We start from the raw sequence: 12,840 nt of genomic DNA on the forward strand, positions 1-12,840 counted from the left end.
CAGCGGTCCGGTCAGCGCTCGCCGCGGCTGAGCTTCGACGGCCACCAGACGGCACGGCCGATGTCGTATGCGAGCGCCGGCACGAGCAGCGACCGGACGACGAACGTGTCGAGCAGGACGCCGAACGCGACGATGAACGCGAGCTGCACGAGGAACAGCACCGGGATCACCGACAGCGCCGTGAACGTCGCAGCGAGCACGAGGCCAGCCGACGTGATGACGCCGCCCGTGATCGCGAGACCGCGCAGGACGCCGTCGCGGGTCCCGTGCGCGAGCGACTCCTCGCGCACGCGCGTCATGAGGAAGATGTTGTAGTCGATGCCGAGCGCGACGAGGAAGACGAACCCGTAGAGCGGCACCGCGGGGTCGGCGCCCGGGAAGCCGAGGAGCTCGTTGAAGACGAGCGCCGAGACGCCCATCGCCGTTCCGAACGACAGCACGGTCGTGAGGATGAGCAGCACGGGCGCAAGGATGGCGCGCAGCAGCAGCATGAGGATCACGAGGATGACCGCGAGGATCACCGGGATGATGAGGTTGCGGTCGTGGATCGAGGCGTCGTTCGTGTCGACGTCGGTCGCCGTGACGCCTCCGACGAGCGCACCCGGAACGGCGTCCTCGAGGGTCGCGCGCAGGTCGCGCACCGTCTGCTCCGCATCGGCCGAGTCGGCGGCATCCGCGAGCGTCCCCTGGAGCAGCACATCGCCATCCGCCACCGTCGGCGCGGGCGCGGGCGTTCCGGGAGGGCCGAATGCCGTGACGCCGTCCTCCGTGACGGGCGCCGTGCCGCTGTCGGTGTCGGCCGACACGGCCACGCCGTCGATCCCGTCTTCGGCGAGGAGCACGTCGGCCGCGGCCTGCAGGTCGTCCTCCGCGACGACGACGTACACGGGGCTGCCCGAGCCTGCCGCGAAGTGCTCGCCCAGCACCGCCTGCCCGTCGCGCGCCTCGGACGAGCCGAGCACGAGCTCGGACTGCGGCACGCCCGACGCCTGGAACTGGGTGAAGCCGAGCGATCCCGCCGCGAGGACGAGCGCCGTGACGATCCAGATGAGTCGGGGCCGTCGCTCCACGAGACGCGAGACACGCGCCCACAGCCCGCGCGACGGCACGGCGGCCGACGGCGCGTTCGGCGCGTAGACCGGGCGGCGGGGCCAGAACGACGCCCGCCCGAACACATACAGCAGAGCGGGCAGCAGCGTCAGCGCCGAGAGCATCGCGAAGACGATGCCGATGGCGGCCACCGGGCCGAGGGTGCTGTTCGACTTGAGGTCGCTCAGGAGGAGGCAGAGGAGCCCGGCGATCACGGTGCCGCCCGACGCGAGGATCGGCTCGAACGACCCGCGCAGCGCGCGCATCGAGGCGGTCCAGCGGTGCTCCTCGTGGATGAGCTCGTCGCGGTAGCGGGCGACGTAGAGGAGCGAGTAGTCGGTCGCGGCCCCGATGACGAGGATGAAGAGGATGCCCTGCGTCTGCCCGCTCAGCAGCAGGACGCCCGCCTTGGCGAGCCACCACACGGTGAGCAGCGCGACGCACAGCGCGAAGAGGCTCGTCGACAGCACCGCGAGCGGCAGGAGGAGCGATCGGTAGACGATCACGAGGATGACGAGCACGGCCAGCAGCGCGACGAGCAGCAGGATGCCGTCGATGCCGGCGAACGCCGACACGAGGTCGTTCGAGAAGCCCGCCGGGCCCGTGATGTGGACCTCGACCCCGTCAGGGAGTCCGTCGCGGAGCGTGCTCCCGAGCTCGGAGATCGCCTCCCCGAGATCGGCCTCCGACGACACGGGCACGAACGCCTGCGCCGCGAGCTCGTCTTCCGAGGGGATGGCCGGCGACACCTCGTCGACGGCGGGCAGGTCGGCCGCGGCGGCGAGCCGGTCGTCGATCGCGGCGAGGGCATCGCCGTCGAGGGGCTCATCCGACGAGAACACGACGACGGCGGGGATCGCGTCGCCGTCCGTGAAGTCGGACAGGCGCTGCTGCACGGCGGTCGCGTCGGCGCTCTCCGGCAGGTACGTCGTCTGATCGTTCGACGACACCTCGTCGACCTTGCCGAAGTACGGTCCGCCGATGGAGGCGGCCGCGAACCAGACAAGGATGAGGATCGCCGGGAGAAGGATGCGCAGCCACCGCGGTGCGCGCGGGGTGCTGCCGTCCTGCGGCCTCACCGTCTGGACCCGGGGTGCGGAGGGAAGGTCGACGGGCGTGCGGCGGTCGCGCATGGAGCTCCTGTTCGGCGAAAGTCTTTAGCCAGGCTAGCAAACTCGGACGGCCGCGGAGCGCGATACTGGGGGTGCGGCGGGTGGCCGCAGAAGCAGGGAGCGACGATGAAGCGAATCGATCCGACCGGCGAGCAGGTCGTTCTCCGGGCACAGGGCGCGTCGGGCGAGGTCACCGCGCAGATCGCGCAGGTCGGGGCGTCGCTGCGCGCGCTGACGGTCGGCGGCGTCGACCTCGTGTCGCGGTACCCGGAAGGCGAGCGGACGCCATCCGCATCGGGCATCGTGCTCGTGCCGTGGCCGAACCGCATCCGCGACGGCCGGTGGTCGCAGCGCGGTGTCACGGAGCAGCTCGCCATCTCGGAGCCGAAGTACGGCAACGCGAGCCACGGACTGCTCCGCTTCGCGCCGTATGAGATCGTCGCGGGCGAGGCGGAGGCCACGCTGTCGGCCGTGGTCTATCCCCAGAACGGCTACCTGTTCACCCTCGCGGCGAGTGTGACGTACACCCTGGTCGACGACGGGCTCGCGGTGACGCACCGCGTCCGCAACGCGGGCGACGCCGAGGCTCCCGTCGCGCTCGGCACTCACCCGTTCTTCGAGATCGGCGGCGTCGACACGGCGGACCTCGTGATCGCCGCGCCGGGCACGACCTGGTTCGAGGTGGATGACCGGATGCTGCCGGTCGCCGAGCACGACGTCGACGACGCGACGGATCTCCGCGGCGGCGTGCGCCTCGGCGACGTCGCTCTCGATCGGGCCTACGGCGGCGTCGTGCGCGGGGAGGATGGGCTCGCCCGAACGACTCTGACGGCGCCGGACGGTCGCCGGCTCACCGTCTGGCAGGACGAGAGCTTCGGCTTCGTGCAGGTCTTCACGACCGAGAACTATCCCGGGCGCGACCTGGCCGTCGCGATCGAGCCGATGACCGCCCCCGCCGACGCCTTCAACTCCGGTCGAGCGCTCACGTGGCTCGCGCCCGGCGAGGAGTGGGTGCTGCGGTGGGGCGTGTCGTACTCGGGGTGAGCGCTCAGAACAGCGTGGGCGCCGCCGCCGGAGCCGAGCGCGTCTCGATGAACCGCGGTGCCGCGCGCGGCGTGACGCGTGTGCGCGGGGGCTCGTCCTCCTCGGCATAGCCGTTCAGTCCGTGCGCGCGGATGAGCGGGCGGATGCGCTGTGCGAGCCACGTGCGGTACCCCTTCGGTGCCTCGACGGACGCCCCGGGATAGAGCCCGCGATACGCGGGGACGAGGTCGGGATGCTCGCGCTGCAGCCACTGGAAGAACCACGGCTTGACGCCGGGTCGCAGATGAAGTGCGCCGTACACGACCCGGTGCGCTCCCGACGCCTTCACGCGCGCGAGCGCATCGTCGAGCGCTTCGACCGAGTCGCTGAGGTGCGGCACGATCGGCATGAGGAAGACCTGCACCCGGAATCCGAAGTCGGCCGCCGCGCGGACCGTGTCGAGCCGGGCCTGCGCCGAGGGCGTCCCCGGCTCGATCGCGTGCTGCAGCGCATCGTCGTAGACGGCGATCGACATCGCGAGCGAGATGTCGACATCCGCTCTGCGCCTCGCGAGCTGCGGGAGATCTCGCCGCAGCAGCGTCCCCTTGGTGAGGATCGAGAACGGCGTCCCCGATTCCGCGAGCGCATCGATGATGTCGGGCATCAGCCGATAGCGCCCCTCCGCCCGCTGGTACGGGTCGGTGTTCGTGCCGAGCGCGACGTGCTCGCGCTGCCACGACGGGCGGGAGAGCTCGCGCCGCAGCACCTCTGCGACATTCACCTTCACGACGATCTGGGAGTCGAAGTCGCGCCCGGCGTCGAGCTCGAGGTACTCGTGGGTTCCGCGAGCGAAGCAGTACACGCAGGCGTGACTGCAGCCCCGATACGGGTTGATCGTCCAGTCGAACGGCATCGAGCTCGGTCCGGGAACGTGGTTCAGCGCCGACTTGGCCATCACCTCGTGGAACGTCATCCCCGCGAACTCGGGTGTGGTGACGGTCCGCACTCCGGCGTCGACGCGGTCGAGACCGGGGAGTGCCGATGCGTCCACCGCACCCAGACGCTGCCCCTGCCACCTCATCCCTTCATAGAACAGATATCCGAAAATGATGTCAAGTCCATACTGGACAGAAGTTCGATCCGGGGAGTCGGAGGATCGTCAGGGTCGGGTCCGCGACAATGGGGGCATGACGAACGGGCGCTATGCACGGCGCCGCGGGCTCGTCGCGCGACATGCGGCGCGGCCGTCGCGGCTGCTCTCGGGGCGCGGCCTCGTCGTGCTCGCGACCGCGGCGGGCGTCGTCGCCGCGTGCGTCCTGGGTGTCGTCTGGTCGGTCGCCCACGACGAGCGCCCCGCGCACGCGTCGTCGGCGCAGACGGCGTCGCCGGCGCCCGTCGAGACGCCTCCCGGCTCGATCGAGTCGCTTCCCGTGCCGCAGTTCGAGGTGGTCGTCGCGGAGGATCCGTGCGCGTCGCCCGCCGCAGCGGCGGCCGGAGACGCCGCCGCGGTCATCGCCGCGTTCGGCGGAGCGGAGGAGTTCCGCGAGGCGGCGGCGGAGGGCGCCTCGTGCATCCGCCTCGACGACCCGACGCAGCCCTGGGTCGTCGTGAACAAGCAGCGGCCCGTGAACCCGATCGACTACGCCCCCGAGGTGATGGTGCCCGCGGGCACGCGGAGCCTCGTCGGCGGCGGGCTGCGGCCGGATGCGGCCGCCGCGCTCGACGCGCTCGTCGCGGATGCCGCCGCATCGGGCGCGGGGGACGTGGCGCTCCAGAGCGGGTACCGCTCGTATCAGACCCAGGTCAGCACGTTCCAGGGGCAGATCGGCGCGCTCGGAGAGGAGGGCGCCGAGGCGATCTCCGCGCGCCCGGGCTTCAGCGAGCACCAGCTCGGTCTCGCCGCCGACGTCGTGGCCTGCACGTCGGGCAGCTGCGGCACGATCTACGACATCGCCGGCACGCCGCAGGGTGACTGGATCGTCGAGAACGCGTGGCGGCACGGCTGGATCGTCCGCTACGAGAGCGGCCACACCGACACGACCGGCTACAACCCGGAGCCGTGGCACCTGCGCTACATCGGGGTCGAGCTCGCGCAGGCCTATCACGAGGGCGGCTACCACACGCTCGAGGAGTTCTTCGGGCTCCCCGCTGCGCCCGACTACGCCGACTGAGCGGCTTCGGTCACCCGCCCGCGCCGGCCCCGACCCGCCAGTATCCGCAGAAGCCGATATCGGCCTTGTCGACGCCGCGCTCGTGGACGAGGAGCCGTCGCGCGCCGGTGGCGAGCTGCTGCTCCCCGACGAGGAAGGCGTGGAAGCGCTCGGTCGGGAGCGCGGCATCGCGCAGCGCCGCGAGGGCGGCGGCGCCCGGGCGGGCGTGCGGATCCTCGCGGATGACCCAGTGCACGGCGACTCCCTCGGGGTGCGCGAAGGGGAGCGCGTCGTCGTGCGACGGCACCTCGATGATCGCGAGGCCGGTCGCGTCGGCGGGGAGCGATGCGCAGATGCCGGCGATCGCCGGCGCCCCCGTCTCATCCGAGACGAGCACCACGCGATCGGTGCCGCGCTCGGGATGGAAGACGAGGCCCTCGTCGATGATCGCGACGTCCTCGCCCGGCTGCGCGGCGACCGCCCAGCTCGGCGCGGGGCCCATCGAGCCGTCCGGAGCCTCGTGCACGACGAAGTCGACGTCGAGCTCGGCGCCCGCCGCGCCATCCGCGGGGCGGAACGCGCGCACGGTGTAGCTGCGCATCGCGGGCCGCATCCCCTCGGGGATCCGCAGGAACTTCAGGTACCCGAAGAGGCGGTTCGCCTTCGCGGGCACCCGCTCGAGCCCCGCCTCCCCGTGCACGGGGAGGAAGATCCGGAACCACTGGTCGTAGCCCATCGGGCGGAAGCGCGCGATGTCGCCGCCGCCGAGGGTGACGCGCATCCAGTGCGGGGAGAGTCGCTGCGTGCGCAGCACGGTCAGGCGCAGCAGCTCCTGCGTCTCGGGCTTCACGAGTCGGCTGGCGACGGCCATGGCGTTCCTTCGGGTCGGGGCGTCAGCCGAACGGGCGGATGAGCGCGATGAGCAGGGCGGTGCACGCCCAGAAGGCGAGGACGAAGACGGTGTCGCGGGTGCGCCAGAGCACGACGTGCCGCTCGGTGCGCGTGGGATGGGCGCCGAACGCGCGCGCATCCATGGCCAGAGCGACGCGCTCGGCATGCCGGATGGCTCCCGCGAGCAGCGGCACGATGGTGCCGAATCCGCGTCGCACTGCCGCGAGCGGGCCCCGGCCGCCGTGGTGCCCGCGCACGCGGTGGGCCGCGCGGATGAGCTCGAGCTCGTGCCGGAACCTGGGCACGAACCGGTACGCCGCGAGCGCCGCGTAGCCGATGCGGTACGGCAGCCGCAGCGTCCGGATCGCGGCGCGCACGAGATCGGGCCCCTCGGTCGTCGCGCCGCCGATGAGCGCGAGGGCGAGGAGCGCCGCGAGGCGCAGCGACGTCGCGAAGCCGACGGCCAGCGCTCCCGCGTGCAGCCGCCATCCGCCGATCTCCGCGACGACGGGCGTTCCCGCGACACTCGCGGCGTCGGTCCAGATCGAGAACCCCGCGCCGACCGCGAGCACCATCGCGGGCAGGGCGACGCCGAGCAGGAGCGCGACGCGTCGCGTGAGGCGGGCGCCCGCGAGGACGAGCGCGCACGCGAGCGCGAGGAAGGCGGCAGGAGTCGCGAGGTCGCGGCTCAGCAGCACGATCGCCATCGCGGGCAGCGGGGCGGCGATCTTCGCGAGCGGATTGAGGGCGAGGAGGGGAGGGCGGCGGCGGACGGATGGCGCGGTGCGCGCGACCGAGGACGAGGCGATCGTCACGCGGGCACCTCCGCCTCGAGCGCGGTCGCTGCCGCGGGGTGCGCTGCGAGCACGCGCCGCAGGGGCGGCGGGCGCAGACCGGCGCGCGCGAGCAGCCCCGCGTCGTCGAGCGCATCCGCCGCCGTGCCGAACCCGACGACCGTGCCGTCGGCGACGACGGCGACGTGCGTCGCGTGCTGCTCGACGACGGAGAGGTCGTGCGTCACGATGACGACGGTCGTCCCCGCCTCGTGCAGGCGCGTGAGGATGCCGAGCAGCTCCTCGGCGCGTGCGCGGTCCTGGCCGAAGGTCGGCTCGTCGAGCACGAGCACGCTGGGCGCCGTGATGAGGGCGGTCCCCACCGACAGGCGCCGCTTCTGCCCGCCGGAGAGGCGGAACGGGTGCGCGTCGGCATACGCGGACAGGCCGAAGCGCTCGAGCATGTCGGCGACGCGCTCTCGGATCTCGGGCTCGGGAACCCGCCGGATGCGCAGCCCGTGCGCGAGCTCGTCGAAGACCGTGTGCGCGATGAACTGGTGCTCGGGGTTCTGGAAGACGAAGCCCACCCGCGCGGAGATCTCGCGTGCCGACGCGCGCCCGACATCGAGGCCCTGCACGCTCACACTCCGCTTCGGCGGGGCGACGACGCCCGCGATCGCCTGCACGAGCGTGGTCTTGCCTGCGCCGTTCGGGCCGACGACGGCCGTGAACGACCCCGCGGGAAGATCGAGGTCGACGTCGCGGATGGCGACGGCGCCGCCCCGGCGGACGGTGAGACCGCGCACGCTCACGGCGGTGCCGCGAGCCTCGACACCTCGGGTGGTCGCGGCGGGGGACGGTGCGATGCCCGACGGCGGCTCCTGCCCGTCGAGCGCCGACGCGAGCTCATCGGGAGTGAGCGGCAGGGCGTCGAACCGCCATCCCTGCCGCTCGAGGCGGCGTGCCGCGATGAGAGCGGACGGGAGCCAGACGCCCATCCGCTCGAGTGCGTCGACCCGCGTGCGCAGGACCTCGACCACCGGTCCGTCGAACGCGAGCCGGCCGGAGGCATCGAGCACGATCGCGCGCGTCGCGAGGGCGACCGCGGCGTCGAGATCGTGCTCGATGAGCACGATCGCCCGGTCTCCGGCGGACACGAGATCGTGCAGCGCCTCGTACACGTCGGCGACGCCCTGCGGATCGAGGTTCGCGGTCGGCTCGTCCAGGACGACGACGTCGGCGCGCGCCGCGAGTGCGCACGCGATCGCGAGGCGCTGGCGACCGCCGCCCGAGAGGGCATCGGGGTCGAGGTCGCGCTGCTCCCACAGCCCGACGCGGCGCAGGGCCGCCTCGGAGCGGGAGAGCACCTCGTCGACGGGGAGCAGGAGGTTCTCGAGGGTGAACGCGACCTCGTCGAGCACGGTCGCGGTGACGATCTGGGCGTCGGGATCCTGGAACACGATGCCCACGCGCGTGCTGAGCCGGGCCGGCGAGCTGTCGCGGGTGTCGATGCCGTCGACCTCGACCGTGCCGGCGAGATCGGCGTCGATCGCGTGCGGGATGAGCCCGTCGAGCGTGAGCGCGAGCGTCGACTTGCCCGAGCCGCTCGGTCCGAGGACGAGCACGACCTCGCCGCGCCGGACCTCGAACGTCACGCCGTCGGGTGCGCGTCGCTCGCTCTCCGGGTAGGCGACCGAGACCTCGCGCACGCGCAGGAGCGGCTCGTCGTCGGCGGGGGTCACCCCACCAATTTAGCCTTACCTAACCTGAGTGAGCGGTCTGTCGGCTCACGGGGTCCGCGCGGGCTGCCTCCGTGGCGTCGCGACGCCGGCGCGTCGGAGGCCGGCGCCGACGGCGAGGCCCACGAGCGTCCAGGCGAGCGGCCCGAGCACCGAGAGCGCGAGGTAGGCGACCTGCGCCCAGGTGGGAAGGGCGGCGATGTCGGCGGCCAGTGCGACGATGACCGCCACGAAGACGCCGATCGCCGCACCGGAGAGGAGGAAGCGCCACCACGACCACGCGCGATAGCGGAACAGTGCGGCGACACCCTCCTGCAGACCGCCGAAGAGCAGCGCCGTCATGAGGAACTGGAGCGTGAACGGCGGCGCGACCGCGGCGCTCACGAGCGCGGCGAGCACGTGCGCGAGAAGGGCGACCCAGGGCATCCGGAGCAGCTCCTGCGCGACGATGCCCGGGAGCACGTGCACGCCGAGGAGGAACCCGTAGATGATGGGCGCCCCGGCCAGCACCGGCGTGACGAGCCATCCCTCGATGCCGCCGAGAGCGCCGGTCGCGACCCCGATCGCGGCGCAGACGAGCAGGACGCGCGTGGACAGGGCGGAGTTGCGGGGCACGAAGCCCAGCCTAAGTCCGCTCAGATGCGACGGCGCCGAGTGGTCAGGCGGACGTTCGGCAGGGGAGGGGCCGGGATGCGCTGCTCGGGCGGATGGCCCTCGACCGCGCCGAAGCGGGCCCCCGCCGCCTCCCACTCCTCGCGCGCGACGGCGATCTCGTCGTGCGATCGCCCCACGAAGTTCCACCACATGACGATGTCGTCGGGGAAGGGCTCGCCGCCGATGAGGAACAGCAGGGCGCCCTCCTCCGTCGCGAGCTCGATCTCGTCGCGGTGCACGCCGAGGTAGAGGAGATCCTGCGCCCGCACGGGCGTCTCATCGAGGTCGGAACCGGTCACGACTCGGAGGTCGCCCTCGATGCCGACGACGGCGTGCTCCCACTCGTGCTGCAGCGGAACGCGCACGCGAGAGCGGGGCGGGAGCGAGATCTCGGCGCCGACGATGGGCGTGTGCATGGTCGCCGGTGAGGCGACGCCGGCGAGCTCGCCGACCACGACGGTCGCCTGTGCCGCGTCGCCGTCGCGGGTCGGGAGCGACAGGGTCGGCAGGCGGTCGTGCCGCTCGAACGCGGGGCCGCCGTGGCGGCGCTCCTCGGGGAGCGCGACCCACAGCTGCAGGGCGTCCAGAGGCACAGCGCCCTCGCCGAGCGAGTACTCCGAGTGCGAGATGCCGGCCCCCGCGGTCATGATGTTGAGCGAGCCGCGGCGGACGACGACGTCGCTGCCGATGCTGTCGCGGTGGTGCACCTCGCCGACGAGCGGCCAGGTCACCGTCTGGAGCCCGATGTGCGGATGCGGGTCGACGCGCATGACGGCCTCCTGCGGACCGAAGCGGTCGAGGAAGCACCAGGCGCCCACCGTCGGGAGCTCGCGCTGCGGCAGCGAGCGGTGCACCTCCATCGCACGCACCCCGCCCAGCGGGACCTCCCGCGCGGCGAGGAGCACGGCCCGCGGGCCGTCGCACCGGGTCGAGCCGCTCTCCTCGACGCCGGCGTCGAGCCGGGTCATCCCGGCTGCTCTCCCGGGGTCGCGGCGTCGTGCGGCGTGCCGTCGGGCCACTGCACGACCGCGCCGGAGACCTCGTTCTCCTTGAGGTACTTCGCGATGAAGGGGCACAGCGGGATGATCGTGTCGCCGCGGCGGGCCACATCGGCGAGGGCGTCGGACGCGAGCATCTCGCCGTACCCGCGGCCCCGGAACTCGCGCTCCACGACCGTGTGCGTGAACCGGATCCGGCCCGTTCCCTGCTCGAACTCCGCGTAGCCCGCGACGACGCCTGCTTCGCCGTCGTGAAGCTCGTACCTGCTCAGCTCGTCGTTCCGGGTGACCGTGAGATCGCTCATGGACGCTCCTTTCCTGGGGCTTCCACGCTAGGGCAGATCCCGGGCGCCGGGGCCGGATGTCGCGGGTCGTCTTTAGACTCGAGGGCATGCCCGCGCATCTGCAGAGCGACCCCCAGGGCGATCCGTGGATCGTCGCGCGCATCCCCGACGACGACAGCTGGGTCCCGCCGGAGGAGCCGTACGACGACGGCCCGCCGGAGGGATGGATCCCGCCGGATGACGCGCCCCGGGCGCCCCGCGAGCCGTCCCGCGCGCCGCAGGCCGCGCCATCCCGCTTCCCCCGCGCGATCGACGCACTGCGCACGGTCTACGGCTACGAGTCGTTCCGCGGCGATCAGGAGGCGATCGTCGAGCAGGTCATCGCGGGCGGCGATGCCGTCGTGCTCATGCCGACCGGTGGCGGCAAGAGCGTCTGCTACCAGGTGCCGGCGCTCGTGCGCGAGGGCACGGGGCTCGTCGTGTCGCCGCTCATCGCACTCATGCACGACCAGGTCGACGCGCTGCGCGCGAACGGCGTGCGGGCCGCGTACCTCAACTCCACGCAGGCGCCCGACGAGCGCGCCGCGGTCGAGCGCGCGTACCTCGCGGGTGAGCTCGACCTGCTCTACGTGGCACCAGAGCGGCTGAACGGCGAGCAGACTCTCGCACTGCTCGCGCGCGGAGCGCTCAGCGTGATCGCGATCGACGAGGCTCACTGCGTGAGCCAGTGGGGCCATGACTTCCGGCCCGACTACCTCGCGCTGGGCGGGCTCGCCGAGCGCTTCCCCGGCGTTCCGCGGATGGCCCTGACGGCCACGGCCACGCGCGAGACGCATCGCGAGATCACGGAGCGGCTGCGCCTCCCCGAGGCCAAGCACTTCGTCGCGAGCTTCGACCGCCCGAACATCCGCTACCGCATCGAGCCGAAGACCGACGTCCGTCGCCAGCTGCTGCAGTTCATCCGCTCGCAGCCCGAGGGATCGGCCGGCATCGTCTACGCGCTGAGCCGCAAGTCCGTCGAGCAGGTCGCGGCGTTCCTCGCCCAGCAGGGGATCGACGCCATCCCGTATCACGCCGGTCTCGACGCGCGGATGCGCGCGGCGCATCAGGCGCGGTTCCTCCGCGAGGACGGTGTGGTGGTCGTCGCGACGATCGCGTTCGGCATGGGCATCGACAAGCCCGATGTCCGCTTCGTGGCGCACGTCGACCTGCCGAAGTCGGTCGAGGGCTACTACCAGGAGACCGGGCGCGCGGGTCGCGACGGCGAGCCGTCGGTCGCGTGGATGGCATACGGCCTGGGTGACGTCGTGCAGCAGCGGCGGATGATCCAGCAGAGCGACGGCGACCGCGCCATCCAGCAGCGCCAGGGGCAGCATCTCGACGCGATGCTCGCGCTGTGCGAGACGGTCTCGTGCCGTCGGCAGAATCTGCTCGGCTACTTCGGGCAGGAGTCGGGCCCCTGCGGCAACTGCGACACGTGCCTCGAACCGCCCGAGACGTGGGATGGCCTCATCGCGGCGCAGAAGCTCCTCTCGACGGTCGTGCGGCTGAAGCGCGAGCGCGGCCAGTCGTACGGCGCGGGCCACATCATCGACATCCTGCGCGGGGCGTCGACGGACCGCATCCGGAAGTTCGGGCACGAGTCGCTCTCGACGTACGGGATCGGGCAGGACCTCTCCGAGCAGGACTGGCGCAGCGTCATCCGACAGCTCCTCGCGCGAGGCCTGCTCGCGGCCGAAGGCGAGTACGGCACCCTGGCGCTGAGCCCGGCGTCCGCGGGCGTGCTCCGAGGCGAGACGGCGGTGCCGCTGCGGAAGGACGTCATCGGGCGCGCGTCGCGCGGGCCGCAGCGCAAGGCGAGTGCGGCCGAAGCGCTCGCGCCCGAGAATCGTGACCTGTTCGAGACGCTGCGGGCCTGGCGGGCGGAGACGGCGCGCGAGCAGGGTGTTCCCGCGTACATCGTCTTCGGCGACGCGACCCTGCGTGCACTGGCGGAGATCCGCCCCACGACGCTGTCGCAGCTCGACGGCGTCACCGGCATCGGCGCCAAGAAGCGCGATGCCTACGGCGAGGCCGTGCTCGCCGTCATTGCGCGGCATTAGGCGACTCGCCGCGTCACAACCGGTA

Annotated in this window: 11 protein-coding genes; 3 read left to right on the forward strand and 8 right to left on the reverse strand. The window is 72.6% G+C overall.

Going from position 1 to position 12,840, the window contains the following annotated elements; translation table 11 throughout:
- Positions 1-11: 11 nt before the first annotated feature.
- Complete coding sequence (locus ACOWU6_RS05840; protein WP_421075042.1) at positions 12-2,222, reverse strand: MMPL family transporter; 2,211 nt, start codon at positions 2,220-2,222, stop codon at positions 12-14.
- 105 nt (positions 2,223-2,327) lie between these two features.
- On the opposite strand from ACOWU6_RS05840, the gene ACOWU6_RS05845 reads away from it, so the two are divergent.
- Positions 2,328-3,245: an aldose 1-epimerase family protein gene (locus tag ACOWU6_RS05845; protein WP_421075043.1), complete on the forward strand. Its 918-nt coding sequence runs from the start codon at positions 2,328-2,330 to the stop codon at positions 3,243-3,245.
- A gap of 4 nt (positions 3,246-3,249) precedes the next feature.
- Here the strand turns inward: ACOWU6_RS05845 and ACOWU6_RS05850 are convergent, their stop codons facing one another.
- Positions 3,250-4,305, reverse strand: a complete 1,056-nt coding sequence (locus ACOWU6_RS05850) for an Rv2578c family radical SAM protein (RefSeq protein WP_421075044.1) — start codon at positions 4,303-4,305, stop codon at positions 3,250-3,252.
- A gap of 106 nt (positions 4,306-4,411) precedes the next feature.
- Here ACOWU6_RS05850 and ACOWU6_RS05855 point away from each other — a divergent pair, with 106 nt between their 5' ends.
- Positions 4,412-5,395 (forward strand): M15 family metallopeptidase, encoded by a 984-nt coding sequence (locus tag ACOWU6_RS05855; RefSeq protein WP_421075045.1) that lies wholly within the window; start codon positions 4,412-4,414, stop codon positions 5,393-5,395.
- Positions 5,396-5,405: 10 nt separating this feature from the next.
- Here ACOWU6_RS05855 and ACOWU6_RS05860 read toward each other — a convergent pair whose 3' ends face one another.
- From ACOWU6_RS05860 to ACOWU6_RS05885, 6 genes are read right to left on the reverse strand one after another with little or no spacing between them, the layout of a single operon-like run.
- Positions 5,406-6,245: a siderophore-interacting protein gene (locus ACOWU6_RS05860; protein ID WP_324012809.1), complete on the reverse strand. Its 840-nt coding sequence runs from the start codon at positions 6,243-6,245 to the stop codon at positions 5,406-5,408.
- Between the two features lie 22 nt (positions 6,246-6,267).
- Positions 6,268-7,080: an energy-coupling factor transporter transmembrane component T gene (locus tag ACOWU6_RS05865; RefSeq protein WP_421075046.1), complete on the reverse strand. Its 813-nt coding sequence runs from the start codon at positions 7,078-7,080 to the stop codon at positions 6,268-6,270.
- Positions 7,077-8,780, reverse strand: a complete 1,704-nt coding sequence (locus ACOWU6_RS05870; RefSeq protein ID WP_421075047.1) for an ABC transporter ATP-binding protein — start codon at positions 8,778-8,780, stop codon at positions 7,077-7,079. Before ACOWU6_RS05870 ends, ACOWU6_RS05865 begins: the two co-directional genes overlap by 4 nt.
- A 45-nt stretch (positions 8,781-8,825) precedes the next feature.
- Entirely contained in the window at positions 8,826-9,392 is a 567-nt protein-coding gene (locus tag ACOWU6_RS05875; protein WP_421075048.1) for an ECF transporter S component, read from the reverse strand.
- 20 nt (positions 9,393-9,412) lie between these two features.
- Positions 9,413-10,399, reverse strand: a complete 987-nt coding sequence (locus ACOWU6_RS05880) for a pirin family protein (RefSeq protein ID WP_271173510.1) — start codon at positions 10,397-10,399, stop codon at positions 9,413-9,415.
- On the reverse strand, positions 10,396-10,734 hold the full coding sequence (locus ACOWU6_RS05885) for a GNAT family N-acetyltransferase (RefSeq protein ID WP_271173511.1): 339 nt from the start codon (positions 10,732-10,734) through the stop codon (positions 10,396-10,398). The genes ACOWU6_RS05880 and ACOWU6_RS05885 overlap by 4 nt, the downstream gene beginning before the upstream one ends.
- 86 nt (positions 10,735-10,820) lie before the next feature.
- On the opposite strand from ACOWU6_RS05885, the gene recQ reads away from it, so the two are divergent.
- Entirely contained in the window at positions 10,821-12,815 is a 1,995-nt protein-coding gene (gene recQ, locus ACOWU6_RS05890) for a DNA helicase RecQ (RefSeq protein ID WP_421075049.1), read from the forward strand.
- The last annotated feature ends 25 nt before the right edge of the window (positions 12,816-12,840 follow it).

The sequence above is a fragment of the Microbacterium sp. SA156 genome (assembly GCF_049065455.1).
Lineage (GTDB): Bacteria > Actinomycetota > Actinomycetes > Actinomycetales > Microbacteriaceae > Microbacterium > Microbacterium barkeri.